The organism is Microbacterium sp. EG9 (genome assembly GCF_059759475.1).
On record NZ_CM186217.1, the window covers coordinates 2,824,900 to 2,849,833 of the forward strand.

Here is a 24,934-nt window from a genome sequence, read left to right on the forward strand (position 1 = left end):
TCCCGGTGCATGGGGCTGTAGTTCAATGGCAGAACTTCTGCTTCCCAAGCAGACAGCGCGGGTTCGATTCCCGTCAGCCCCTCCACTTTCTTGCGCGCAGCGCCTCTTGGTATCTTTCCCGCGGGTCGCGCACCGTGCGCGAGCGAGGAGCGCGGGAGCATGACGCAGGACGCCGCACCACCCCTTCGTTTCGGCCTCCGACGGATGACGGCCCGCGATCCCGGTGAACGGCACCGCGCCGCGAGCCCCCTGGAGCTGTTCTTCGACCTCGTCTTCGTGGTCGCCGTGTCACTGTCGTCGCAGCAGCTGCACCACATGGAGTCGGAGGGCGCGCTGGGCGTCGCCGTCCTGAGCTACATCATGGTGTTCTTCACCGTCTGGTGGGCGTGGATGAACTTCACCTGGTTCGGCACGTCGTTCGCCGTCGACGACTGGCTGTACCGCGTGATGACGATCGTCCAGATGGCCGGCGTCCTGGTGCTGGCCAGTGGCAGCGCCGCCGCGATGGAGCACCAGGACTTCACGATCGTGACGCTCGGCTACGTGATCATGCGCCTCGCGATGGTCGGGCAGTGGCTGCGCGCGGCGGCATCCGTACCCGCGTACCGCCGCGTGTGCCTGAGGTACGCGGGCGGAATCGCCCTCGTGCAGGTCGCGTGGGTGCTGCGCCTGCTGCTGCCCCCGGGCGCCGGAACGATCGCTTTCTTCGCGCTCGTGCTCGCCGAGGCGCTCGTGCCCATCTGGGCCGAGCACCGCGACCACGCCCCGTGGAACGCGCATCACATCACCGAGCGTTACAGCCTGTTCACCCTGATCCTGCTCGGCGAGTCGATCCTCGCTTCGGCGGGCGCGATCATCGAGGCCGTGCAGAAGCAGGACCACCTCGCCGAGCTGATCGTCGTGTCTGCGGCGGCGCTGGTCATCGCGGCGGGCATGTGGTGGGTGTACTTCTCCCGCGAGCACACCGGACACATCCGCACCCTCGCCTCCTCCCTCCGCTACGGGTACTTCCACTACGTCATCTTCGCCGCGGCGGGTGCTTTCTCGGCGGGCATCGAGATCGCCGTCGACGCCATCGGCGGCGAGGCCCACCTGTCCGACATCGCCGCGCACGCCACCCTCACCGTGCCCGTGGCGCTGTTCATCCTCGGGATCTGGGCACTCACGCTGCGGACCCGGTTGACAGCGGCCGGCAGCACGCTCCTGCTGCTCGGGACGGCCGCCGTCGCCGCCGCGACGTTCGTCCCCTCGACGATCGGGATGCTGCTCACCGCCGCCGTCGGCACGGTCACCGCGGTCGTCGCCGTCGAGATCGGCCCGGCCCCTCGCGGCGCGACTCAGAGGCAGGTGTCGACGACGGTCTGATCGTCCAGCACCGCCACGATGCGCTCCGCGAGCGGCCAGTAGGGCGCGTAGTGCTGCGGATCGCGGTTGATCTGCACGCGATGCGCGACCTCGGTGGGTGCGGTCTCCGATCGCTCCGGCTCGGGCACGTCCTCGACCATCGCCCGGTAGAAGAGCGTGGCGGCGGTGTACGGGTCCAGCCGTTGCTCCCGACTCCCCCAGCCGTCCTGCTGCTGGAACAGCCCGATCGAGGTCGTCCGGGAGCCGTCCGGATTGGTGACGCCGTCCGTCTCCCAGTCGCCGTAGTCGATGTTCTGCAGACTCGACTCCCCCAGCGCGGTCATCACGGCGATGGTCTGATCCCGCGCGGACAGGCCCGCATCGCGCCCGGCGGCCACGATGGTGCGCGCGTTGTCGAGCTGCTCCCGACCGAAGCCGTCCGCCTCGGCGCAGACGGCCGCGTGATGGATCGACCGCCCGATCGCCACGCCCGCGATGCCCAGACCCACGGCGAGCACGGCGGCCACGGCGAGCGCGATCGCGCGCCGGCGGCGCAGCTGACGGCGGCGTCGGGCGCTGACCGCCGGGCGGCGGCGGCCCGCGGATCGGCGCGACGTCGACGGGCGGCTGCTCACCTGCGGCATCCTGCCACGCCCGGCTATCCGCCAGCCGAGCGGGGGCTGAGATCGCCCCCCGTCACCGCTGTCACCCGACCGGTTCGACGGCCTCGTCCGCGCGCCGTCCGGCCGAGCGCACCGCGCCGATCGAGGCGGCGATCACCAGAGCGATGCCGACGACCTCCAACCACGCGAGATGCTGACCGAGAAGCACCCATCCGGCGAGTGCGGCGACGGCCGGGGCGAGACTCATGAGCACGGCGAAGGCCGCGGCCGGAAGACGGCGCAGGGCGATGAGCTCGAAGGCGTAGGGCAGCGTCGACGACAAGAGCGCGACGGCGGCGCCCAGCCCGAGGATCTCGGGCCGGAGGAGCGCAGCACCGGCATCCACGAGGCCGAACGGGAGGGAGAGGACGGCGCCGACGGTCATCGCGATCGCCAGCCCGTCGAGACGAGGGAACGCGGCGCCCACCCGCGACGACGCGAGGATGTAGAGCGCCCAGCTCGCCGCCGCCCCGAGCGCGAACAGCACACCGTCGAGGCGGAGCCGATCCCATCCGCCGCCGGCGAGGGCGACGACGCCGGCGAACGCGAGCAGCGCCCAGATCCAGGCCGCCCTCCCGCGGCCGGCGATGATCGAGAGGGCGAGCGGGCCGAGCACCTCGATCGTCACGGTGACCCCCAGGGGGAGCCGCTCGAGCGCGAGATAGAACAGCCCGTTCATCATCACGAGCACGACGCCGAACACCACCACGTCGCGCCACGCGGCACCGCCGCGACCCCGCAGCCGGGGACGGGCGACGATCAGGAGGATCAGGGCCGAGAAGACCAGCCGCAGCATCACCATGCCGAGCGGGCCGACGTGCGGGAAGAGGGTGACCGCGATGGCCGCGCCGCCCTCCTGGAAGGCGAGCCCGGCGACGACGAGCGCGACGGCGGCCGGAGCCGCGGACGCCCCCGCGCGACCGCTGGTCACCGGCGGCGGATCACGGGATCGGGCAGACGGCGACCGCCGCGACCTGGGCGGCCATGTCCTCGGCGGTCCACGGGAGCCCCGCCTGCGGGGCCGTGCGCCCCGAGGCGGCGGGCGCCTTGGAGGCGATCGCGGCGAGCTCCCAGGCGAGGCTCCGCACGAGGTCGGCGGAGGCGCGGGAGTTGTTCAGCGTCACGACGACGCTCATACCGGTGTTGCGGTCGGCGAAGGCCGCCGTGAGCGCGCCGGGAACCGCTCCGTACTGCCCGACGAGACTGCCCGCCTGGTAGACGCCGCCGCGCGCCGTGAACCACGACGGGCCGTCGGCGACCGCCGGCAGTGCGTTGTCGAAGCGGCCGGCGGCGTCGTAGGGGCGCAGCCCGAGGGCCAGCGCCTGGACGTAGCGGCTCAGATCCGCGAGATCCGTGATGACACCGGATGCCGTGAACCCCGCCGCCGGCGAGAGGTCCTCGATCGGCGTCGGAGCACTGCAGGCCGCGCTGCCGTCTTCGGCGTTGCCCGTCCACAGCCCGGGCAGCTGCGCGGAGCCGGTGCTCGGGAAAGAGCTGTCCGACATGCCGTTCGGGCCGAAGACGTAGTGCTGGTAGAGCTGCGCGGAGCTCTTGCCCGACGCGCGCTCGAGCGCGAGACCGAGCAGCACGTAGCCGGTGTCGGAGTCGGCGAAGACCGTGCCGGGCTGGGCCGTCGAGCCTCGCGACATGCCGTAGCCGAGAAGCTCGCGGGGGTTCCACTGCCGGGCCGGCGTCGCGCGGGTGCGCGTCTCGATCGACGGCCCGTACGACGCGAGTCCCGCCGTCGAGTCGCAGAGCTGGCCGAGGGTCACGCCCCCCTGGTCGCCGAGGCCCGCCACGTACTCGCCGGCCGTGTCGTCGAGGCTGACGACGCCGTCGTGCACCAGCCCGTAGAGCACATCGCAGGTCATCGACCGCGTGGTCGCTCCCGCGTGGAAGGTCATCGTGTCGCTGACGGCGGCGCCCTCGGGCGCGGTCGTGCCGACGCCCGCCTCCCACACGCCCGACCACGGCACCCGGACGCCCACGACGGCGCCCGACGCACCGGATGCGGCGAGGGCGCGCTCGACGGCCGTCTGCAGCTGTCCCTGCACGTCCGCGGGGATGGCGGCATCCACCTGATCGGGCAGCGGCAGCGAGACGGAATCGTCCGACGAGCACGCGGCCAGCGCGATCGCCAACGCGAGCGTGCCGGCTACAGCCGCGAGACGTCGCGATCGACGAAGACCCCGCATCCTCACCCCCTGATCAGTTCTTTCAGCGTAGAACACGATGCGCACCGGACCGGACGCCGTGACACTCCTGTGACGTTTCTGTGAACGGATTTCGCCGGCGGCCGGTCGCGGGGCGCGGCGGCGCCGGCTCTAAGGTGGGTGCCATGGCGCACACCTTCGACGACGACGCCCTCGCCGGCGTGCTCGGTCACATGAACGACGACCACTCCGACGACAACCTCCTCATCGCCCGCGCCTTCGCTCCGCTCACCGAGGTCGTCGGCTCCGAGATGATCGGATTCGACGGGGCGGCGGGCCGGTGGCGCGTCCGCCTCGCCGACGGCGCCGAGGACGTCATCGTGGTCCCGTGGCCGGGCGGTGCCATCACGGAGCGCCGTGAGGTGCGCCGCGAGATCGTCGCGCTGTACGACGAGGCCTGCGCCCGGCTGGGGATCACGCCGCGCCCGCACTCCTGAGCATTCTCGGAGGCAACCTTCAGTTTAGGTGAGCCTTAGTTTCAGATACACTGACGGCTGTGACCGAGCCGATCCCGTTCTCCACCGCCCTGCGCGAGCGTTCGCGCTCCGCCCACTCCGGCAGCGAGCACGCCGGCTTCATGGACGACCTGATGCGCGGTCGCGGCACGCGCGACGACTACGTCGCCCTCGTCGCACAGCACTGGTTCATCTACGACGCCCTCGAGACCGCCGCCGAGACGATGCGGCACGACCCCGTCGCCGCCCCGTTCATCAGCGACAAGCTGACGCGGCTGCCCGCGATCGAGGCCGACCTGGCGTTCCTCATCGGCGACGACTGGCGCGCGCGCATCGAGCCCCTGCCCACGACGCGGCGCTACGTCGAGCGGATCCGGGAGGTCGGCACCAGCTGGCCCGGCGGCTTCGTCGCCCACCACTACACCCGGTATCTCGGCGACCTCTCGGGCGGCCTCTTCATCGGCAAGCTGATGGCGCGGCAGTTCGGCTTCGAGACCAACGGCATCGGCTTCTACCTCTTCGACGAGATCGCGGATCCCGCCGCGTTCAAGGACGTCTACCGCGAACAGCTCGACGCGGTCGCCTGGGATGCCGCCGAACGCGAGCGCGTCATCGACGAGGTCCTGACGGCATACCAGTTCAACACCGACCTCTTCCTCGACCTCGCCGCCGCGAAGGCCGCGACCGCGGCATCCGCCTGACCGCGCGTTTCGACTCCTCGCTGCGCTGGTCAGAAGCCGGCGGCGCGGACCCCGGCCATGAAGCGGCGGACGTCGGCATCCACGAGGATGTCGCTCGGGCGCAGCGGCCGTGAGAGGTACAGGCCGTCGAGCGAGGTGAGCCGCGACAGCGCGACGTACGTCTGTCCGGGGGCGAAGGCGCCCGAGCCGAGGTCGATGACGGCGCGGTCGTAGGTCTTCCCCTGCGACTTGTGGATCGTCACGGCCCAGGCCAGGCGCAGCGGGAACTGCGTGAACTCGGCGACGATGTCACGCGTGAGCTTTCGAGACGCCGGGTCGTACGCGTAGCGGAACCTCTCCCACACGGCCGGCTCGACGTCGACCTCCTCGCCGTCGATCTCGACGCGCACCGTGCCACCCGCGATCCGGGTCACGGTGCCGATCGACCCGTTCACCCAGCGCGGTCCGTCGCCCCGCGTGCCCACGTCGTTGCGCAGGAACATCACCTGGGCGCCGACCTTGAGCTGCAGCTCCGTGTCGGCCGGATACGACGCCTCGCCCCGGCCGAAGTCGCCGCTGATGTCGGCGCGCGCCGTCTGCACCGGCCCGGGCAGCGCGTCGAGGTGACGCTGGTTGATGCGGGAGACGATGTCGTTGCGCGTGGCGAGGGTGATGATCGGAGGCTCGCCGTCGACCGGCTCCGGGACGGGACGAGCCCCGGCGGCGTTGAGCATGCCGGCGATCTCCGCGGTCACGACCCCGTGGCGCACCGCGTTCAGCATGGCCTTGAAGCCGTTGTCGGCCTGCCGGTGGATCTCGCGCAGCTCGCGGATGTGCAGGGGCGCGCCCACCCGGCCGAGGTCGAGCAGTCCGTCCGAGCGGATCGCGGAGCCGTCGGCCGACGGTCCCGCCCACACCTGCGCGTCGAAGAACCAGAACGACCGGTAGTGGTCGTTGATGTAGCGCAGCTCATCACCGCGCGGGGGCACCGGTGACAACTGGTAGGGATCGCCGAACATGATCACCTGCACCCCGCCGAACGGCTCCGACCGGCGGCCCCGGGCCTGGCGGAGGGAGCGGTCGATGGCATCCATGAGGTCGGCGTTGACCATGGAGACCTCGTCGATCACGAGTGTGTCGATCGCCTTCAGCACACGGCGGGCCGGCTCGGACTGGTCGAGCTCGCTGTCGGCGATGAGTCCGATCGGCAGCCGGAAGAGCGAGTGGATCGTCTGCCCCTCGACGTTCAGCGCCGCCACGCCCGTGGGCGCGCACACGGCGATCTGCTTCTGCGTGTTCCACGCGAGATGCTGCAGGAGGGTCGACTTGCCGGTACCGGCCCGTCCCGTCACGAACACGTGCTCGCGAGTGTCCTCGATGAGGCGGAACAGCTCCTCCTGCTCGGCGGACAGGGCGGGGATGCTCACCGGATCCATGCTAGCCATCAGCATCCGTTTCCTAGACTGGACCTGTGGACGGGGTGGTGGGTGTCGATGCGCGCGCGGCGCAGACGCGAGGCGATGCCGCGTCGCGCCGCTCCTCCGCCCGTCGCGGAAGCCGCCGGCTGGCCCTGGACCTGACCGCCCTCGCCGTGGTCGGCGTGCTGCTGCTGGCGGCGGTCGGCGCGGCGACCGTCACGATCTACCGCGATCTCTACAGCCCCGGCGCTTTCGTCACCCGGTATCTGGAGATGCTGAGCCAGGGCCGCGCGCCGGAGGCGCTGGCGCTGCCGGGCGTCACGATCGACTCCACCGATCTGACCTCCGCGGGCCTGCCCGCCGACGCGAGCGAGGCGCTGCTGCGCCGCGCGGCGCTCGCCCCGCTCAGCGACATCCAGGTCGTGAGCGAGCAGGAGAGCGACGGCGTCGAGGTCGTGACGATGTCGTACCAGGCGGGCCCGCACCGCGGCACGTCGACCTTCCGCGTCGAGCGCTCCGGCTGGGTCGGGCTGGCGCCCACGTGGCGGTTCGCGCAGAGTCCTCTCGCGGTGATCGACCTGACGCTCCGCGGCGCCACCGCGTTCTCGGTCAACGGGTTCGCGGTCGACACGCGGCAGGTCTCGCCGGCCGGTGCGCAGGCCGATCCGCTCGCGCCGGTCGCGCTCCTCGTCTTCTCGCCCGGCCTCTACTCCATCTCGGTCGACACCCCCGTCTCCACGAGTGCGGGAGTCGCGGTCCTGTCCGACACGCCGCAGGCCCAGGTGCCCGTCGACATCCAGACGCAGCCGACGACGCAGTTCGTGGCGGTCGTGCAGGACCGCGTCGAGTCGTTCTTGACCGCGTGCACGACCCAGCAGGTGCTGCAGCCGACGGGGTGCCCCTTCGGACTCCAGGTGCGCAACCGCATCGTCGAGCCGCCGGTGTGGTCGATGGTCACGCAGCCCACGATCACGCTCGAGCCCGACGGCGCCGGGTGGGCCATCGCTGCGGCGGATGCCGTGGCGCACGTCGTCGTCGACATCCGATCGATCTTCGACGGCACCGTCCGTCACGTCGACGAGGACGTGCCGTTCCGGGTCGGCGGGACGATCACGATGCTTCCCGACGGCACCGCCTCCATCCAGGTGGAACCCGCGAGCTGAGGACGCGGTCGCCTCAGCGCGCCGCGCGGGCGTCGCGTTCGGCGAGCTCGGCGAGCCGGGCGTTGTACGCCTCCAGCTCGGCGTCGCCGGTGCGGTCGGCGTGACGGTCGCTGCGCCGCTGCGTCCGCTCGTCGGAACGGCTCCACTGGATCGCGACCGTGATGGCGAGGATGAGGGTCGGGATCTCGCCGATCGACCAGGCGACCCCGCCGCCCGTGTACTGATCGACCAGCGGCGCCTCGCCCCAGGTGCGTCCCATCGAGCCGAACCACTCCGCGACGAACAGGCCTGTGGACATCATGATCGCGATGCCGAAGAACGCGTGCATGGCCATGACGCCGATGAGGGTCAGCAGCCGGAACGGATAGGGGTAGCGCAGCGGCACCGGATCGATGCCGACGAGCGACTGCACGAACAGGTACCCCGAGATCAGGAAGTGCGCGACCATCCACTCGTGGCCGATGTGGTCGTAGAGGGTCCAGCGGAACAGGTCGGTGTAGTAGAACGCCCAGAGCGACCCGATGAACATCGCCGCGGCGAACAGCGGATGCGTGATCACCCGGGAGAACGGCGTGTGCACCGCCCACAGGATCCACTCGCGACCGCCCCGCGTGCCGTCGTCGCGCTTGGCGATGGCCCGGGAGGCCAGGGTCACGGGAGCCCCGAACACGAGCATCATCGGGATCGCCATCGACAGCAGCATGTGCCCGATCATGTGCATGCTGAACAGGTAGTCCTGATACGCGTTGATCGGTCCGCTCGTGACCCAGAACAGCGACAGCAGGCCGAGCACCCAGAGCACGGTGCGGTAGATCGGCCAGCGGTCGCCGCGGCGGTGCAGGCGCCACACCCCGGCGAGGTAGAAGAACAGCCCGAAGCCGACGGCGAAGACCCACAGGATGTCGATGTCCCACTGCGTGAACCACTGCGTGATGGTCAGCTCGGGCGGCAGCGGCGTTCCGGTCAGGATCTCGGCCGGCGTCTTCACCTCGGGCAGGGTCGTGTCCACGGGCGGCGGGGTGCGCGAGAGCGCCACCGCCGCACCGCTGGCGATGCCCATGAAGACGAGCTCGAGCGTCACGAGGCCCCAGAAGCGGCGCGCCGCGGCATCCTGGCCCGCCCGATCGGCGCGGGCGATACGGGCGATCACTCCCGTGCGGTACCGCGCGCCCAGCGCGCCCAGCAGCAGCAGCGCGACCACTTTCACACCCAGCAGGGCGCCGTACGGCGACAGCAGGTAGCGGGGCTCGACGACGCCGACGGCCGCGCGGGCGACGCCCGACAGCGACACGACCACGAAGGCGACGAGCGCGAGGCTCGAGTACCGGGTCAGCACCGCGCCGAGCTCCGCGACGCGCAGCTGGGGCCGCAGCACGATGAGAAGCAGCAGGCCGCCGAGCCAGACGGCCGCGGCGACGATGTGCAGCACGAGCGCCGAGACGGCGATGTTGTGACCGGCCTCGTCGCCCGAGTGGCCCTGCGTCGCCATGGGCACGAGGCTCGCCGCCGCCAGCACCGCCACGACGAGCGTCGACGTCCACCCGCGGACGGCGAAGGTGAGCACCGTCAGGCCCGCCCCGGCGATCGTCGTGAGCGACCACGCGCGGCCCACGTCGGTCTCCACGAGGAAGCGGCCGAGCTGTCCGCCGAACTCCGCACCGACGTCGGGGGTCGCGTTGAAGATGCTGAGGAAGGTGAAGAACGCGGTGAGCCCGCTGGCCACGGTGAAGAGGGCGGCCGAGATGGATGCCGTGTCCAGCGCCGCGTCGAACGTGCTCTCCCCGGCCCGCAGCGCGAAGAGCGCGAGCACCAGGGCACCGAGCATCCCCGCCGCCGACAGGTTGACGGCGAGCGTCACGAGGGGAAGCCCCCAGCGCACGACGGGACCGGCGTCGCCGATGAGCAGGGGCGCGGCCCCGCCCCCGTACAACAGCCCGAGCACCAGAGCGGCGAGGGCGGACGCGACGAGGATCGCGGGGCCCGCGAGGCGCAGCGCACGGGTCGAGATCACCCGTCCAGCCTACGCGGCGCCGGACACACGAAAGGGGGGATGCCGAGCGGCATCCCCCCTTCGCAGGACCGTGCTTACTTGACGGCGGCCTTGAGCTTCGAGCCCGCGGTGACCTTGACGCGCTTGCCCGCGGCGATCTTGATCTCCTCACCCGTCTGCGGGTTGCGGCCCGTGCGGGCGGCCGTGGCGACCTGCTCGAACGAGAGGAAGCCGGGGATCGTGACCTTCTCGCCCTTGGCGACGGCCTCGGAGACAGCCGAGAACAGGCCGTCGACGACGCGGCCGACGGTGGCCTGGCTCTCGCCGGTGGCGCTGGCGATGCTCGCGACGAGCTCAGTCTTGGTGATAGCCATTGGGGTTGTCCTCCAGACGGCAGCAGATGCCGCCTTCAGTGAGATCGGACCGGACGCGAGGCGACCGGTTTGGTCGGTTGGACCGTCCCCGAATATACCTACGATCCGCGGAAATCCGCGGATTTCCGGCCCTCAGACGTCATCTTCACCGGCGTGTCGGCCCGGATCGGTGACGGATGTGGCTGATGTGACCGCGGCGAGCACAGCAGAAGGCCCGGCCTCCGCGAGGAGAACCGGGCCTTCCGACGGGTGCGGTGCTTACCAGCTCGACTTGGTCACGCCGGGCAGCTCGCCCTTGTGCGCCATGTCGCGGAAGCGGACGCGCGAGATGCCGAACTTCGACAGGTAGCCGCGGGGGCGACCGTCGATGGCGTCGCGGCCACGCAGGCGCACGGGCGACGCGTTGCGGGGAAGCTTCTGCAGGCCGACGCGGGCGGCCTCGCGGGCCTCGTCGGTCGCGTTCGGGTCGACGAGGGTCTTCTTCAGCTCGGCACGCTTCTCGGCGTAACGGGCGACGACCTCCTCGCGCTGGTTGTTGCGCGCGATCTTGCTCTTCTTGGCCATGAGATCAGCGCTCCTCTCGGAATTCGACGTGCTTGCGGATCACCGGGTCGTACTTCTTCAGCACGATGCGGTCGGGGTTGTTGCGACGGTTCTTACGCGTCACGTAGGTGTACCCCGTGCCGGCAGTCGACCGGAGCTTGATGATCGGACGGACGTCCTGAGCCTTCTTCGCCATTAGAGCTTCACACCCTTCGCGAGGAGGTCCTTCACGACCGACTCGATGCCGCGGGCGTCAATGACCTTGATGCCCTTGGCCGAGACGTTCAGCGTGATCTTGCGACCGAGCGAAGGAACGTAGTAGGTCTTCTTCTGCACGTTCGGGTCGAAGCGACGCTTCGTCCGGCGGTGCGAGTGCGAGATGTTGTGACCGAAGCCGGGAACTGCTCCGGTCACCTGGCACACTGCTGCCATAGTGATTCTCCTTAGTACCGTGACACCGGACGGTGCCACCCAAGATCCCTTGTCTGCATCCCTCTGAACACAGGGATACGAACTGCGTGCTGGAGTGCGCGCAGACAAAGAGTCAGTCTAGCACGGCCGGGCGTGTCGCCTTGACTCACGCGAGCGGCCCGGCTCCCCGTCCCCACCGGAACGGCGAGACCGTGGGATCTCCCTCGATCCAGAACCGCCACGGGAACGCGGCGGTGCCGCCGACGCCGGCCACCCCGACCCGCGGACCCGCGGCGACGTCGGTGCGCGGACGGGCCGGCAGCCACAGCCGGGCGACCGCACCGGCCCACGGCGCTCCCGTGACCGCGTCGATGCCGTCGTGCAGCGGATGCCGGAGCCCCACGGCATCCCCGAGCCGGCCGGGACCCCGCGCGAGGTCGCGGCCGGCGCGGGCCGCGGGGCGCCGCGAAAACGCGACGTCCTCTCCCACGACGATCTCACCGGCGCGCAGCAGCACGCCGCCCGCCTGACCCTCGGGACCGCACACGACGTTGACGCACGAGTGGATGCCGTGGCTCAGGTAGACGTAGAGGTGCCCGGGCGGTCCCCACATCGTGGCGTTGCGGGCGGTCCGTCCGCCGCGCGCATGCGAGCCGGGGTCGGGCTCGGGGCCCGTGCCGGCGCCGTGGTAGGCCTCGACCTCGGTGAGGCGCACCGCGACCACCGCGCCGTCGCTCGCGACCTCCAGCACGCCGTCGAGCAGCCGCGGCGCGACGTCGACCGGCAGCCCCGCGAGCGCCGCGCGCGTGGCCGGGACGAGACCCGTCGTCGTCATGGCGTCATCCGCGCGGAGGGGTCTGGCACCACGAGATGTCGAAGCCGGCGAGCGCGCCCACCTCGGTGCCCGCGTCGGCCCCCGTCAGCGCGACGACGTGCGTCCGCACGTGGGTCGGGAGGGGGAGGCGGTAGCCGTCGTACGGGTTCGACACGGCATCCGGCGCCACGAGGAAGGCGGCGTAGCGCCCGCTGGGCGAGACGCACGACTGGATGAGGATGTCCTTCGGGTCGACCGAGAACACGGGGGTCGCCGCCCCCGACGCGTCGACGACGTTCACGGTCGTCGAGCGCACGGTGAACCCGTCGACGACGGCGAGCACGCGCAGGGTGCTCCCGTCGGTCATCGGCGTCATCTTGTTCGTCTGGCCCAGCGCCTTGTCGGTGGGCGGCAGCGGCACCTGGGTGGCGGTCGCCAGATCGATGGCCGCCGGTCCCTCCACACGCTCGATGATCGCGGTCGTCGTGCCGCGGGCGATGCCGTCGATGGAGACGGCCGTCCCCAGCGTGACCGGGTCGCCGCCCGACGGGGAGATCAGGGTGAGGGCGCCGTCGTAGGTGAGCATCAGGATGCTGTCGGTGCCGGGCACGAAACGCCAGTCGTCGACCCGCGACTCTCCCCCCGTGCGTTCGATCATCGTGGGTGCGGCATCGGACTGCGCGGCGGTCAGCGACGCCGTGAAGAGGCGGGCCTCGCGGGCACCGGGAGTGCCGACCGTGGCGTCGGTGAACGTGTAGCCGATGAGATCGCCGCGATCGGCGCTCTGCAGATCGGTCACGGTGCCGTCGCCGGGCAGTGCGAGCTCGCGGACGTTGCCGCCGTCGAGGTCGGTGACGACGAGGTGGGAGGTGTCGTCGTCGCTGAGGGTCGACATCACCAGGTGGCCGGACGTCGCGCGGAAGTCCTCGATGTGGGCGTTCGTGTAGACCGGCTCGGGGTCTTCTCCGGCGAGGTCGGTGCGCAGGATCGTGTCGCCGCCGGTGCCGCGCTGAAGCACGTAGGCGTGGAGGGGCGGCGTCGTGAAGCTGTGCTCGACGGCGGCCGTCGGCCCGCCGCCCACGCCGACGAGCCCCGCGATGGTGACGGTGTAGGAGGTGTCGTCCCACAGCGGCTGGGTGAAGCGGATGCCGACGCTGCGCCCCGACGTGTCGACCGTGAACGGCGCCGCGGGAGAGACCGTGACCTGTGCGGGTTCGACCGTCGCCAGCGACTGCGTCGTGGTGATGATCAGGCGCGAGCCGGAGGCGCTCACCGCGGCATCCGGGTCGACGCTCACGTTGGTGACGCGGGGCCCCTGCGCGACCGTCACGGCGGAGCCGGCGAGCCCGACGACGGCGAGGGCGCCGACGACGAGCGCGAAGCCCACGAGGAAGGCGCGGGAGCGTCGCCGGCGCGTGCGCTCGCGGCGCGTCGCGCGATCAGTACTCATACGGGTCCTTGGGCTGGTCGACGGTCTGCACCGACGCCGGCTGGATCTGCAGGCGCCCGTCGGCGTCGCGGATCGTCCCGGTCACCGTGACCCAGGTGCCGGTCGACGGGATGCCGTCGGCGAGCGCGACCGGCACGCTGGCCGGCTGCGCGTCGATCACGCAGTGGGTGATCACGAGCCGGGTGAGCCCGAAGCCGCCGTCGGTGGGCGTGACGAAACCGGTGAGGGTGATGGTGTCTCCGTCGAACGCCTCGGGGTTGGTCGCGGTCGCGAACACGCTCGCCCACTCGCCGACGCCGAACGTCGACGTGTCGCCGGTCGACGCGAGGGCCACGGTGTCGGAGCCCTGGAACAGCGGCGGCGCTCCGGTGTCGCGCTGCATGGCGAGCTCGGCCGACAGCGTCGCCGGGGGTGTGAGCACGATGGCGGCGACCACGCCCGTGGCCAGGATGCCGCCGGTCACCGTCGCGGCGGTGCCCCACACCGAGCGCGCCTCGTGCCCGTGGTCGTCGCCGTGGTCGTGTCCGTCGCCGTGCTCATGCTCGTGCCCGTCGCCGTGGTCGTGCCCGTGATCGGCCTCCGCGCCGCGCGGCAGCGCGAAGCTGAGCACGGCGCCGACCAGCGTGAGGATCGCCATCGGCACCGCGAACCAGTTCGACGAGGGGTTGATGTAGAGCGCGAGCTGACCGGTGAGCCACAGCACGACCGTGACGGCGGAGAGGCCTGCGGCGAGGCCGACACCGAGGAGCCGGGATCCGAGGAGATCACGCAACGAGGTTCACCACCGATCCGACGGCGATGGCGAACAGCACGACGACGATCACCAGACCGCCGAGGACCTTCGTGCGGAAGGTCGTGCGCAGCAGCGCCAGCATCTTGACGTCGACGAGCGGTCCGACCAGCAGGAACGCGACGATCGAGCCGGGCGTGAACGTCGAGGCGAACGAGAGCGCGAAGAAGGCGTCGACGTTGGAGCAGATGGAGACGATCATCGCGAGCGCGATCATCGCGATGATCGACAGTGCGGGGTTGGAGCCGATCGCCAGCAGTGCCGAGCGCGGCACGAGCACCTGAACGGCGCCGGCGATGGCGGAGCCGATGACGAGAGCCGGCATCACGGCGCGCAGCTCCACGACGAACTGGGCGAGGCTGCGCTGCGCCTTGCCGGGGCCGCCGCCGTGGGCGGCGTTGTCGAGCGAGAGCTCGCAGCTGGCGCGGAAGCGCTCGGTGATGAGGCCGTCCGGGTCGGGATGCCGGCTGTACAGCCATCCGATGAGGTTGGCGACGGCGTACCCGCCGAGCAGGCGGGCGATGAGGATGCCGTCGTCGAAGCCGAACGCCTGATGGGTCGTGATGATGACGATCGGGTTGACGATCGGCGCCGCGATCAGGAAGGTGAGGGTCTCGGCGACGCCCAGTCCGCGCATCATGAGGCCGCGGGCGAACGGCACGTTGCCGCACTCGCAGACCGGGATGAGCATGCCGAGCAACGACAGCACGGCGCGGCGCGCCCACGGCGCGCGCGGCATCCACCGTTCGATGACGCCGGCGGGCACCCACACCTGCACGACGATCGACAGCAGCACGCCCAGCACGACGAAGGGCAGCGACTCGATCAGCACGCTGATCGCGAGGGTCAGTCCGTCCTGCGCCCGCGTCGGAAGCGACGGCCCGGGCGAGAGGAGAGCGATGACGACGAGCGTCGCGACGACCAGCACGCCGATGCCGACGGCCACCGCGGTGCGGACCGGCGCGGCGCGCACCTCAGTCGACACGGTCTCCGGGGCTCGCCGCCGCCCGTTGCGCCGCGCAGGCCGCGCACACGCCGAAGATGTCGACCACGTGCTCGGCCTCGGTGAACCCGTGCGCCGCGGCGGTGCGCTGCGCCCACGCCTCGACCTCGCTGGCCTCGATCTCCACGGCGAGCCCGCACGAACGGCAGATCAGGTGATGGTGGTGGCCCGTGCTGGTGCAGGCGCGGTAGATCGCCTCGCCGTCCGGGCTCTGCAGCTGGTCGGCCTCGCCGCTCGCGGCCAGCGTCGCCAGGGCGCGGTAGACGGTCGCGAGACCGATGCCGGTGTTCTCGTCGCGCAGGGTGGCATGCAGCGTCTGAGCGCTGACGAAACCGGTGGCGTCGCTCAGCGCCTCGCGCACGCGATCGCGCTGCCAGGTGTTGCGCTGGGCCATGCGGCGAGTCTACCCACGGGGTCTTGGAGCGGGCTGGACACGGCGCAGCCCGCCCTCACGCCTCGACACTGCCCCGCCGACGGACCCCGTCGATCGCACGACAGACGAGGTAGATGAGGAAGGACAGCGTCGTGATGTACGGGCTCACCGGCAGCGTGCCGGCGATCGCGAGGAGGATGCCGCCGACGGCCGCGGTGACGCCGAAGCCGGCGGCGAGCAGCGGCACCGCGACGGGACCGTTGGACACGCGCATCGCCGCCGCGGCCGGGGTGACCAGCAGCGAGAGCACGAGGAGTGCGCCGATGATGTGGACGGCGACGGCGACGACGATGCCGAGCAGGAGCATGAAGGCGAAGGACACGACCGTGGTCGGCACTCCGCGGGCGGCGGCCGACTGCGGGTCGAGGGAGTCGAAGGTCAGCGGGCGCCAGATCAGCAGGAGCGCGACGAGCACGATGGCGCTCAGCACGATCAGCACGGTGAGCTGATCGCTCTGCACCGACACGATCTGGCCGGTGAGCAGGCTGAAGCGGTTGGCGCTGCGCCCGTTGTAGAGCGAGATGCACAGGATGCCGATGCCGAGCCCGAAGGGCATGAGCACGCCGATGATCGAGTTGCGATCGCGCGCCCGCGCTCCGAGCCATCCGATGAGGCCGGCCGCGACGAGCGATCCGAAGATGGAGCCCGTCACGACGTCGAAGCCGAGCAGGAGCGCGGCGGCCGCTCCGGCGAAGGAGAGCTCGCTGATGCCGTGCACCGCGAAGGCCATGTCGCGCTGCATGACGAACACGCCGATGAGCCCGCCGACGATGCCGAGCACGGCTCCCGCCCACACCGAGTTCTGCACGAGCGCGAGGATGTCGCCGTAGCGCGAGAGCCCGCCGAAGAGCGCGTTCGCGATGTCGTCCATGTTCACGCGACAGCTCCCGGTGCGGCGGCGTCGCCGTGGTGATGGTGGTCGGCATCCGAGTCGGGGGCGCCGACGACGACCAGTCGTCCCCCGACACGCGCGACGTGCACGGGCGTGTCGTAGAGGGCGGTCAGCGTCTGCGAGGTCAGCACCTCGTCGGGCCGGCCCAGCGTGAAGCGGCCGCCCGTCAGGTAGAGGATGCGGTCGACCTTCTCGAGCACGGGGTTGATGTCGTGGGTGACCAGCAGCACCCCGGCGCCGCTCGCGGTGCGGTAGCGATCGATCAGATCGATCACGTCGCGCTGGTTGGCCAGGTCGAGGCTCGTCAGCGGCTCGTCGCACAGCAGCAGGCCGGGCTCGTCGGCGAGCGCCTGCCCGACGCGCAGCCGCTGCTGCTCGCCCCCGGACAGCAGGCCCACGGGGCGGTCGGCGAAGGCGGTCGCCCCGACGGCGTCGATGAGCTCCTGCACGCGCCGACGGTCGCCGCGGCGCGGCAGGGGCGGACCGAAGCGGTGGCCGTCGACGCCGAGGCGCACGAGGTCGCGCCCGCGCATGGCCGTGTGCCGGGGCAGCGGGCGCTGCTGGGGGATGTAGCCGATGCGGCGGTTGCCGGCGCGACGGACGCGCTCGCCGAGGGCCTCGATGGTGCCGCCGGTCAGCCGCTCCAGGCCCAGCACGGCACGCAGGAGCGTGGTCTTGCCGGCCCCGCTCGGGCCGAGCACGGCGACGAGCTCGCCGGGCTGGAGCTCGAGGTCGAGGCCGCGCCACAGCTCATGGCCGCCGCGCGAGAGCGCGGCGGCCATGATGCGAAGGGGTGAGGATGTCGCCGGGGTCACGAACCCAGGGCGCTCTTGATCTGCGTGGCCATGTCGGTCATCCACGATACGTAGTTCTCGCCCTCGGGGAGCAGTTCCGACGCCTTGATGACGGGAACGCCCGCCTCGCCGGCCTTCGTCTCGACCTGCGTGGTCTCCGCGCCGGCCGCCTGCGCGTTGACGAAGACGATCTTCACCGACCCGCCGCCGACGAGGGTGAGCGCGTCCAGAAGGGTCGCAGGAGGCACGTCCTGCCCCTCCTCGACCGCCTCGCTGAAGGCGGCGGGCGTGACGTTCGTCAGACCCGCGGCTTCGGCGAGGTACAGCGGCACCGGCTCGGTGACGAAGATCTCGGTGCCGGTGTGGGCCGCCGCCACCTCGGTGAGGATCGGCGTGACCTTCGCGTCGATGTCTGCCCGGAACGCCTTCGCGTTGGCGGTGAACACGCTCGCCTCCGCGGGGTCGAGGGCGCCCAGCTGGGCGGCGATCTCGTCGGCGACGGCCGCGATGGTCTGCGGGTCGTAGAAGACGTGCTCGTTGAAGCCGTCGACGGCCTCGGACGGGTCGGAGCCCGTCCATTCGGGGGAGAACGTCACGGCGCTGATGAGCGGCGCGTCCGACTTCGCGGCATCCTTCAGCGTCGCCATGAACGGGTCGTAGCCGCCGCCGTTCTCGATGAGCAGCTGCGCGTTCTGGATGTCGAGCTGGTCGGCCGCCGTGGCCTCGAACTCGTGCGGGTCCTCGCTCTCGTCGGCGATCAGGGCGGTGACCTCGACGTGCTCGCCGCCGATCGTCTTCGCGATGTCGCCGTACACGTTGGTGGAGGCGACGACGGCGATCGTGCCGTCGGCGGAGGCGGAGGGCGTGGAGGACGCACCGGTCGAGCCGGAGCAGCCGGTGAGCGCGAGGGCGGATGCCGCGGTCAGCGCGGCGAGGAGGACGACGGGACGCTTCATGTCCCCCAGAGTACGGCTAGTGATAATCGTTATCAAATCCGGGCGGCCCGAAATGCTGTCAATCCGGGCTCTCGGCTTGAACGAGCGCACCGCGCGACGTCAGGCTGTTGTTCGGCCCCCGCGCCGACGGCGCACGCGGACGGCCCATCACCCCTTTCCGACCGTGACCTCTCCGGTCGTCGCCTTTCCGTTCCGAGGAGCCGTCATCTCACCCTGGACTCTTCTGCTGCTCGCCCTCGGCGTATCGGCGGATGCCTTCGCCGTCGCCCTGGGCAAGGGCCTCCAGCTGCGGGCCCACGTGCTGCGCACGGCCCTCGTCTTCGCGACCGCCTTCGGTGTCGCCCAGGCGGTCATGCCGCTGCTGGGCTGGCTGCTCGGCTCGACCTTCGCGGACGCCATCGCCCCGTTCGATCACTGGATCTCGTTCGGCCTGCTCGCGCTGGTCGGCGGAAAGATGCTGTGGGAGGCGCTCACCCCCGACGCGCCGACGGAGGCCGGGGAAGCCGAACACGTCCACGACGTCGAGGCGTTCACGACCCGCGAGGTCGTGCTGCTGTCGGTCGCCACCAGCATCGACGCCCTCGCCGTCGGGGTGTCGTTCGCCTTCCTGAACGTCGACGTCGCGGTCGCCGTGACCGCGATCGGTCTCGTGACGTTCGCCCTGTCGTTCATCGCGGTGTTCATCGGCTACCGCATCGGCACCCGCTTCCGCCGGCCCGCCGAGATCCTCGGCGGGCTCGTGCTGATCGGCATCGGTACGCAGATCCTCATCGAGCACCTCACCGCCTGAGCATCGGGGACGGCTGCGGCGGTCCTGGCGCTCCTGGCGCTCCGGGCGCCTATCGCTCGCGCTCGGCGTGCCCGCTCTCGAGGGCGATCACCTTTCGGAGGCGACGCTCGAAGTCGCTTCCCCCCTGATACGTCGCGCCGAGGAAGGCGTCGACCAGCTCACGCGCCACCTGGGTTCCGACGACACGTCCTCCCAGACAGAGCACGTTCGCGTCATCGTGCTCCACGCTCTGGTGCGCCGAGTAGTGGTCGTGCGCGAGCGCCGCACGGATGCCGCGCACCTTGTTCGCGGCGATCGACACCCCGACGCCGGAGCCGCAGATCAGAATGCCGCGGCTTCCCTCCTCGCTGCGCAGGAGGGCAGTGGTCAGCTGCGCGGCGACGTCGGGGAAGTCGACGATCGCATCGTCCGCGGGTCCGATGTCCCGCACGGGCAGGCCCCGCGCACGCAGGTGCGTCAGGAGGTCGCGCCGGAGATCGTGCCCTCCGTGATCCGAACCGATGATGACCGTCATGGGACTGCCTCTCCTGTCGAGTGGAGATGCCGGAGCGCCCAGCCCGACGCGGGGCGCTCCGGCATCGTGCGGATGCCGAGGTCAGCGGCGCTGGGCCGCGGCCTCCATGATCTCCAGCCCCTTCGCGTTCAGCTCGGGGATCGCCGGCATCTCGTCGTAGACGCCCGCCCCGACGAGGAACTCCGCCGTCTTGGTGAGGCTGTCCGTGAAGGCGGTCCCGCGCATCTGCTCCAGCGCCTGGTCGAAGGTCAGCCACTGCCGCGCGTCGAGAGCGTACGTGGCCTCCTCGTCGGTCGCCTCGATTCCCATCTCCTTGAGGAAGACCTGGAACGTGGCCAGCACCTCGTCCCGAGGCGTGTCGATGATCCACTCGTTGGCCTTGTACACGGCGTCGACCCACGCCGCGGCGGCATCCGGGTTCTCGGCCCAGAAGCGGGGCGTGACGACGTACGGGTCGAGGATGGACACCCCCGCCTTCTCCCCGTCGCACACCTGCACGTACTTGTCGGGGTCCGCCAGGAGGGGCGCGTTGTTGACCGAGAACAGCACGGCGGCGTTGATGTCGTCGTTCAGCATCCCGTTCGCGATGGCGGCCGGATCGAGCGGGACCGTCTCTATGTCGGCCGCGGCGACACCGAGTGCGTCGGCGCAGGCGTAGAGGAGCTGGGCGCTCGTGCTGTTCGCGACGACGCCGACGGGCGTCTTGGCGAGCGCCGTCGCCGGATCGGTGCCCGCGAGGACGTCCTTGTCCATGAAGAGGATGAGGTTGCGGTACTCGTCCATCATCGCTCCGGCGGGGAGCAGACCCCAGGTCTTGTAGCCGCTGATGAGCGGCGGACCGCCCATGTACCCGACCTGCCAGTCACCGGCCGCGCCCGATGCGAGCAGGGCCGCCCCGCTCTCGGCGATCTGGAAGTCGACGTCCAGGCCCGCCTCCTTGTAGTAGCCGAGGTCCTGGGCCAGCCACAGCGAGAACCCGGTGGGCTGCGCCTGCGTCGCGATGGTGATGTGGGTCACGCCGTCGGCATCCGCCTGACCGCTGCCCCCTCCCCCCGCGCAGCCGCTCGCGGTGAGGGCGATCGTCGCCAACGTGGCGACGGTGGTGAGGACTCGGATGCTGGTTCGCTTCTTCTTCATCAAACACTCCTTTGTGGTGGACGGGCTTCTGTGGGGAACGGGCTTCGGGTGTGCGGATCAGTCGTCCGTGACGATCTCTTCCCGGACGAGCGACCAGATCCGCTGGCGGATCTCGCTGAAGTCGGCGTAGCCCATCGCCGCTTCGATGTCTGCCGCGCGCCACTCGGCATCGCGGGGGACGTGGATCTCCGCTTTGATGCGTCCCGGGCGCGCGCTCATCACGATGACGCGGTCCGCGAGATACACGGCCTCCTCGACGCTGTGCGTGATGAACAGGACCGTGTACCGATCGTGGCGGTGCAGGCGTGAGACCTCCTCCTGCAGGAGCGTCCGCGTCTGGGCGTCGAGCGCGCCGAACGGCTCGTCCATCAGGAGGATCTCCGGCCGCACGACGAGGGCGCGGGCGATCGCCACGCGCTGCTGCATGCCGCCGGACAGCTCGTGGGGGTACGAGTTCCTGAACTTCTTGAGTCCCATCAGGGCGAGCTGCGCGTCCACGCGGCGCTCGCGCTCGGCTTTCGGCACCCGCGCGACCTTGAGGCCGAACTCGATGTTGTGGAACACGGTCTGGGAGGGGAAGAGCGCGAACTTCTGGAACACGACGCTCCGGTTCGGGCCCGGCTGAGCGGCGACCTTGCCGTCGACGAGGATCTCGCCCGTGGTCGCATCCTCCAGGCCCGCGGCGATCATCATGAGCGTCGACTTGCCGCACCCGGACGGGCCGACGATCGTCACGAACTCACCCTCCGCGATGGAGAGGTCGCATTCGGCGAGCGCCTGCACCTCGCCCCTCTTGGTGACGAACCGCTTGGAGACGCCGCGCACCTGCATCTTCGGGACGGTTCCGCCCTCGAGGGGGACGGCCGCGGCGGTGGGGCTGTCGGTGGAGATGTCGTTCATGGGTCAGTTCCCCTTGTTCTTCGGCGCCCACGAGAAGAGCAGCCGCTGGATGCGCTGGAGGATGATGTCGAAGACCGTCGCGACGACGGCGATGCAGATCATCCCGACGATGATGATGGGCGTGGACAGGTTGGCCTGCCCCTGGAGGATGAGGTTGCCGAGGCCCTGCTTGCCCACGATGAGCTCGGCGCCGACGAGCGCCATCCACCCGTTTCCGAATCCGATGCGCACACCGGTGAAGGCGGATGCGGCGGCCACCGGGCCGACAACGGAGGCGAGGATCCGCGCCGAGCCGGCTCCGGTCGTGCGCGCCGCCTTCACGAGCAGAGGGTCGACCTGCGTGACGCCGAGGCGGCTGTTGATCACGATCGCCGGAAACGCGGCGATGAAGACGACGAGCGCCTGCGCCGACGTGTTCGCGCCCATCCACAGGACCGCGATGGGAATCCAGGCGAAGGGCGGGATGTAGCGCAGCAGCTCGAAGACGGGCGCCACGATCGCGCGGACGACGGGGATCCACGCGAGGATGAACCCCAGCGGCACCCCCACGACGATCGCGATCAGCACACCGCTCAGCCATCGGCCGAGCGACGCCAGGACATGGCCTCCGAGCGTCGCGCCGGCGAACGGCTCCACGAGGACCTGGACGAACTTCCCGGCGACCGCCGACGGCGACGGGAGCACCCGTTCGGGAACGAGCTGGAGGACGTCGGTCGCCACGATCCACAGGATCATCAGGCCCACGAGCGTCCCGGTCGTCCAGACGATGGCACCGGTGTCGAATCGTGCAGCGCGCCGCGGTCTGTCGACGACCGCGTTGGTCACGGTGGCGGGAAGGTCGTTCACGACGGTCATCGCCGTCCTCCCGGGGTGAGCAGCTTCATCAATGCGGACAACAGCGCTCCGATCAGTCCGATGGTGATCATCGACACCAGCAGGATGTCGGTGTCGAGGGTGCGCGAGGAGTTGAGGGCGACGTATCCGAGTCCGCTGAGCGCGCCCAGCAGCTCGGCGGCGATGACCGTCGTCCAGGCGTTTCCCATCGCGATCTGGCCGCCGGCGAGCAACGTGGCCATCGCCGTCGGGATCACGACGCGTCCCAGGATGGTCAGCGGCGGCGCCCCGAGGACGCGTGCCGCGTTGACGAGGGTGGGCTCCACCGAGGTGACGGCGTGGATCGAGTTCAGCGTCCAGGGGACGATCGCGGAGACGAACACCACGAACACCCGCGAAGGATCCCCGATGCCGAACCAGACGAGGGCCAACGGGATCCACGCGATGGGCGGGATGGGTCGCAGCAGCTGGAAGATCGGGTAGACCGTCCACCGGGCCTTGCGCGACCAGCCGATCCACACCCCGAGAGGGATGCCGACGGCCGCCGCGAGCAGCCAGCCGGCGATGACGGTGGTCAGGCTCGAGACGATGTGCCCGCCGAGCGTCGAGCCCAGGTAGGGACGTTCGATCAAGCGGACGGCGGCATCCCACACGTCGCCCGGCGAGGGCAGGAAGAGCGGGGAGATCGCGCCTCCGGGACGTGTCACCCACGCCCAGACGGCGATCAGTGCCACGGCGGAGCCGACCGAGATGAGCAGGGACGTGAGCTTCCTGGGCTCGCGGCGCCACACCGGCTCCAGCGAGGGCCGGCGGCGGCGGGGGACGTCCTTGAGCGCGAGCGTCCTCGTCGTCGTCATCGGGCGTCCTCGGCGGTGCGGGAGGCCGGATCCGCGGACGTGGCCAGCACGGCGACGGTGCGCTTCGCCCCCTCGCTCCACAGGGAGTCCAGCACCCGCAGGTAGGGATCGGTGAAGGCGGGCTCGTCCGCGAGGGAGCCGAACAGCTCCTCGTTGCGCAGGAAGGCCAGCGGGTCGTCCCGGCGGGCCCGCGCCGCGGCCATCACCTGCTCCTTGAGCGCGTCGACGACCTCGATCGCCTTCCCGCCCTCGTCGACCCCTGCCGCGTACCGCGCCCAGCTCGCCACGATCGCGGCGGAGAGGTGCACCTGGCCGCTCCGGGCGAGCTGATCGCGAACGACCGGCAGGAGCCACTTGGGGATGCGGTTGGAGGAGTCCGCACACAGCCGAGCGAGGGTGTCGCGCACCTCCGGGTTCTGGAAGCGCTCGATGAGCGTGTCCTTGTAGTCGGTCAGATCGATCCCGGGGACCGGCTTGAGAGTCGGCGTGCCCTCCTCGTCCATGTATCGGCGCAACAGGCGCTCGATGTCGGGATCCGTCGCCGCCTCGTGCGCGAAGGTGTAGCCCGCCAGCACCCCGAAGTAGCACATCGCCTGGTGACTGGAGTTGAGCAGACGGAGCTTCATCAGCTCGTAGGGATGGACGTCCGCGACGAACTGCGCGCCGACGCGATCCCACTCCGGTCGATCGTTCACGAAGTCGTCCCGGATGACCCACTGTTCAAAGGGCTCGCAGACGACCGGCCACGCATCGTGCACGCCGATGGCCGCGTCGTTCTCCACCCGGTCCGCGTCCGAGGTGACCGGCGTGATGCGGTCGACCATCGTGTCGGGGAACGTCACGTGCCGCTCCACCCACGCGCCGAGCTCCGCATCCCGCCGGCTCGCGAACGCGCAGAACACACGCCGGGCGATGGCGCCGTTGCCCTGGACGTTGTCGCACGACAGGACCGTGAAGGGCGGAATGCCTCGGTCCCGGCGGCGCGCGAGCGCCTCGGTGACGATGCCGAACACCGTGCTCGGTCGCGTCGGGTCTCGCAGGTCGGCGACGACGGCGGGGTTGGCGAAGTCGAACTCGCCCGTCGAGGCGGAGAAGTTGTATCCCCCCTCGGTGACCGTCAGCGAGACGATGCGGATCTCTGCGGAAGCGAGCCTCTCCAGCACCGCCTCGATGTCGTCGGGCGCGAACAGGTAGTCGACGATGCTCCCGATGATGCGACGCTCGCGGCGGCCGTCGGCGTGCGTGAGCACGAGGGTGTAGAGGCCGTCCTGCTCGCGCATGACGTCGCGCATGTGCGCGTCGGTGGGCAGCAGGCCGATGCCGCAGATGCCCCACTCCCGCGCCTGCCCGCGCTGCAGGAGGCGATCGACGTACATCGCCTGATGCGCGCGGTGGAAGCCGCCCACGCCGATGTGGGCGATTCCGGCGGTGACGGCGCTGCGGTCGTAGGTGGGCCGGGCGATGTCCTCCGGCAGTGCCGCGAGGGTGTCTTGAGTGAGTCGCTCCATTGCGAGGCC

28 protein-coding genes and 1 tRNA gene are annotated in these 24,934 nt (G+C 70.8%); 6 read left to right on the forward strand and 23 right to left on the reverse strand.

The features are described from left to right. Positions 1-11 precede the first annotated feature (11 nt). A tRNA-Gly gene (locus AC6CQV_RS13270) sits at positions 12-85 on the forward strand. 119 nt (positions 86-204) lie between these two features. Then, on the forward strand, positions 205-1,365 hold the full coding sequence (locus AC6CQV_RS13275; protein ID WP_498260701.1) for a low temperature requirement protein A: 1,161 nt from the start codon (positions 205-207) through the stop codon (positions 1,363-1,365). Here the strand turns inward: AC6CQV_RS13275 and AC6CQV_RS13280 are convergent. From AC6CQV_RS13280 to AC6CQV_RS13290, 3 genes are all read right to left on the reverse strand, one after another. After that, positions 1,338-1,979, reverse strand: a complete 642-nt coding sequence (locus AC6CQV_RS13280) for a peptidase M23 (RefSeq protein ID WP_223848789.1) — start codon at positions 1,977-1,979, stop codon at positions 1,338-1,340. The two genes, AC6CQV_RS13275 and AC6CQV_RS13280, sit on opposite strands and share 28 nt — an antisense overlap. Positions 1,980-2,049: 70 nt before the next feature. Further along, on the reverse strand, positions 2,050-2,937 hold the full coding sequence (locus AC6CQV_RS13285) for an EamA family transporter (RefSeq protein ID WP_498259707.1): 888 nt from the start codon (positions 2,935-2,937) through the stop codon (positions 2,050-2,052). Positions 2,938-2,947: 10 nt separating this feature from the next. Next, the gene (locus tag AC6CQV_RS13290) at positions 2,948-4,201 is read right to left on the reverse strand and encodes a serine hydrolase domain-containing protein (RefSeq protein ID WP_101305348.1); all 1,254 of its coding nucleotides are present in this window, start codon (positions 4,199-4,201) and stop codon (positions 2,948-2,950) included. Positions 4,202-4,344: 143 nt separating this feature from the next. Here AC6CQV_RS13290 and AC6CQV_RS13295 point away from each other — a divergent pair, with 143 nt between their 5' ends. Then, entirely contained in the window at positions 4,345-4,656 is a 312-nt protein-coding gene (locus AC6CQV_RS13295) for a DUF2470 domain-containing protein (RefSeq protein WP_498259708.1), read from the forward strand. 59 nt (positions 4,657-4,715) lie between these two features. Next, positions 4,716-5,375, forward strand: a complete 660-nt coding sequence (locus AC6CQV_RS13300) for a biliverdin-producing heme oxygenase (protein ID WP_060959744.1) — start codon at positions 4,716-4,718, stop codon at positions 5,373-5,375. 29 nt (positions 5,376-5,404) lie between these two features. On the opposite strand, the gene AC6CQV_RS13305 is transcribed toward AC6CQV_RS13300, so the two are convergent. Continuing rightward, the gene (locus tag AC6CQV_RS13305) at positions 5,405-6,790 is read right to left on the reverse strand and encodes an ATP-dependent DNA helicase (RefSeq protein ID WP_267956420.1); all 1,386 of its coding nucleotides are present in this window, start codon (positions 6,788-6,790) and stop codon (positions 5,405-5,407) included. 47 nt (positions 6,791-6,837) lie between these two features. Between AC6CQV_RS13305 and AC6CQV_RS13310 the strand changes: the two genes are divergently transcribed. Continuing rightward, a complete protein-coding gene (locus tag AC6CQV_RS13310; protein WP_060959746.1) occupies positions 6,838-7,935 on the forward strand; it encodes a hypothetical protein in 1,098 nt (365 codons plus the stop codon). 13 nt (positions 7,936-7,948) lie between these two features. Here the strand turns inward: AC6CQV_RS13310 and AC6CQV_RS13315 are convergent, their stop codons facing one another. The 13 genes from AC6CQV_RS13315 to AC6CQV_RS13375 all read right to left on the reverse strand — a co-directional run bounded on the left by AC6CQV_RS13315 (position 7,949) and on the right by AC6CQV_RS13375 (position 18,385). Next, entirely contained in the window at positions 7,949-9,943 is a 1,995-nt protein-coding gene (locus tag AC6CQV_RS13315; RefSeq protein ID WP_060959779.1) for a bifunctional copper resistance protein CopD/cytochrome c oxidase assembly protein, read from the reverse strand. 77 nt (positions 9,944-10,020) lie between these two features. Further along, positions 10,021-10,299 (reverse strand): HU family DNA-binding protein, encoded by a 279-nt coding sequence (locus tag AC6CQV_RS13320; protein ID WP_005051774.1) that lies wholly within the window; start codon positions 10,297-10,299, stop codon positions 10,021-10,023. Positions 10,300-10,557: 258 nt separating this feature from the next. Then, a complete protein-coding gene (gene rpsN, locus AC6CQV_RS13325) occupies positions 10,558-10,863 on the reverse strand; it encodes a 30S ribosomal protein S14 (protein ID WP_005051773.1) in 306 nt (101 codons plus the stop codon). A 4-nt stretch (positions 10,864-10,867) separates the two neighbouring features. Next, complete coding sequence (gene rpmG / locus AC6CQV_RS13330; RefSeq protein ID WP_005051772.1) at positions 10,868-11,038, reverse strand: 50S ribosomal protein L33; 171 nt, start codon at positions 11,036-11,038, stop codon at positions 10,868-10,870. Then, on the reverse strand, positions 11,038-11,274 hold the full coding sequence (rpmB, locus tag AC6CQV_RS13335; protein ID WP_060959747.1) for a 50S ribosomal protein L28: 237 nt from the start codon (positions 11,272-11,274) through the stop codon (positions 11,038-11,040). The genes rpmG and rpmB overlap by 1 nt, the downstream gene beginning before the upstream one ends. Before the next feature lie 145 nt (positions 11,275-11,419). Next, positions 11,420-12,088, reverse strand: a complete 669-nt coding sequence (locus AC6CQV_RS13340; protein ID WP_498259709.1) for a DNA-3-methyladenine glycosylase — start codon at positions 12,086-12,088, stop codon at positions 11,420-11,422. A gap of 4 nt (positions 12,089-12,092) precedes the next feature. Next, positions 12,093-13,517 (reverse strand): hypothetical protein, encoded by a 1,425-nt coding sequence (locus AC6CQV_RS13345; RefSeq protein ID WP_498259710.1) that lies wholly within the window; start codon positions 13,515-13,517, stop codon positions 12,093-12,095. Beyond that, positions 13,507-14,289: a TIGR03943 family putative permease subunit gene (locus AC6CQV_RS13350; RefSeq protein WP_498259711.1), complete on the reverse strand. Its 783-nt coding sequence runs from the start codon at positions 14,287-14,289 to the stop codon at positions 13,507-13,509. Before AC6CQV_RS13350 ends, AC6CQV_RS13345 begins: the two co-directional genes overlap by 11 nt. Next, positions 14,282-15,292, reverse strand: coding sequence for a permease (locus AC6CQV_RS13355; protein ID WP_498259712.1), 1,011 nt, complete (start codon positions 15,290-15,292; stop codon positions 14,282-14,284). The genes AC6CQV_RS13350 and AC6CQV_RS13355 overlap by 8 nt, the downstream gene beginning before the upstream one ends. Then, entirely contained in the window at positions 15,282-15,704 is a 423-nt protein-coding gene (locus AC6CQV_RS13360) for a Fur family transcriptional regulator (RefSeq protein WP_060959752.1), read from the reverse strand. Before AC6CQV_RS13360 ends, AC6CQV_RS13355 begins: the two co-directional genes overlap by 11 nt. Positions 15,705-15,759: 55 nt before the next feature. Beyond that, positions 15,760-16,614 (reverse strand): metal ABC transporter permease, encoded by an 855-nt coding sequence (locus tag AC6CQV_RS13365; RefSeq protein ID WP_267956415.1) that lies wholly within the window; start codon positions 16,612-16,614, stop codon positions 15,760-15,762. Positions 16,615-16,616: 2 nt separating this feature from the next. Further along, entirely contained in the window at positions 16,617-17,417 is an 801-nt protein-coding gene (locus AC6CQV_RS13370; protein WP_223848787.1) for a metal ABC transporter ATP-binding protein, read from the reverse strand. A gap of 29 nt (positions 17,418-17,446) precedes the next feature. Further along, positions 17,447-18,385 (reverse strand): metal ABC transporter solute-binding protein, Zn/Mn family, encoded by a 939-nt coding sequence (locus tag AC6CQV_RS13375; protein WP_498259713.1) that lies wholly within the window; start codon positions 18,383-18,385, stop codon positions 17,447-17,449. 163 nt (positions 18,386-18,548) lie between these two features. Between AC6CQV_RS13375 and AC6CQV_RS13380 the strand changes: the two genes are divergently transcribed. Next, positions 18,549-19,175, forward strand: coding sequence for a manganese efflux pump MntP (locus AC6CQV_RS13380; protein ID WP_060959756.1), 627 nt, complete (start codon positions 18,549-18,551; stop codon positions 19,173-19,175). A gap of 49 nt (positions 19,176-19,224) precedes the next feature. On the opposite strand, the gene rpiB is transcribed toward AC6CQV_RS13380, so the two are convergent. From rpiB to AC6CQV_RS13410, 6 genes are all read right to left on the reverse strand, one after another. After that, the gene (gene rpiB / locus AC6CQV_RS13385) at positions 19,225-19,689 is read right to left on the reverse strand and encodes a ribose 5-phosphate isomerase B (RefSeq protein ID WP_498259714.1); all 465 of its coding nucleotides are present in this window, start codon (positions 19,687-19,689) and stop codon (positions 19,225-19,227) included. Positions 19,690-19,770: 81 nt separating this feature from the next. Further along, positions 19,771-20,826, reverse strand: a complete 1,056-nt coding sequence (locus AC6CQV_RS13390; RefSeq protein ID WP_492491001.1) for an ABC transporter substrate-binding protein — start codon at positions 20,824-20,826, stop codon at positions 19,771-19,773. A gap of 57 nt (positions 20,827-20,883) precedes the next feature. Further along, on the reverse strand, positions 20,884-21,726 hold the full coding sequence (locus AC6CQV_RS13395) for an ABC transporter ATP-binding protein (protein ID WP_498259715.1): 843 nt from the start codon (positions 21,724-21,726) through the stop codon (positions 20,884-20,886). Between the two features lie 3 nt (positions 21,727-21,729). Further along, entirely contained in the window at positions 21,730-22,581 is an 852-nt protein-coding gene (locus tag AC6CQV_RS13400; RefSeq protein ID WP_101305337.1) for an ABC transporter permease, read from the reverse strand. Next, positions 22,578-23,417: an ABC transporter permease gene (locus tag AC6CQV_RS13405; protein ID WP_101305336.1), complete on the reverse strand. Its 840-nt coding sequence runs from the start codon at positions 23,415-23,417 to the stop codon at positions 22,578-22,580. The genes AC6CQV_RS13400 and AC6CQV_RS13405 overlap by 4 nt, the downstream gene beginning before the upstream one ends. Then, a complete protein-coding gene (locus AC6CQV_RS13410; RefSeq protein WP_498259716.1) occupies positions 23,414-24,925 on the reverse strand; it encodes a mannitol dehydrogenase family protein in 1,512 nt (503 codons plus the stop codon). The genes AC6CQV_RS13405 and AC6CQV_RS13410 overlap by 4 nt, the downstream gene beginning before the upstream one ends. Between the last annotated feature and the right edge of the window lie 9 nt (positions 24,926-24,934).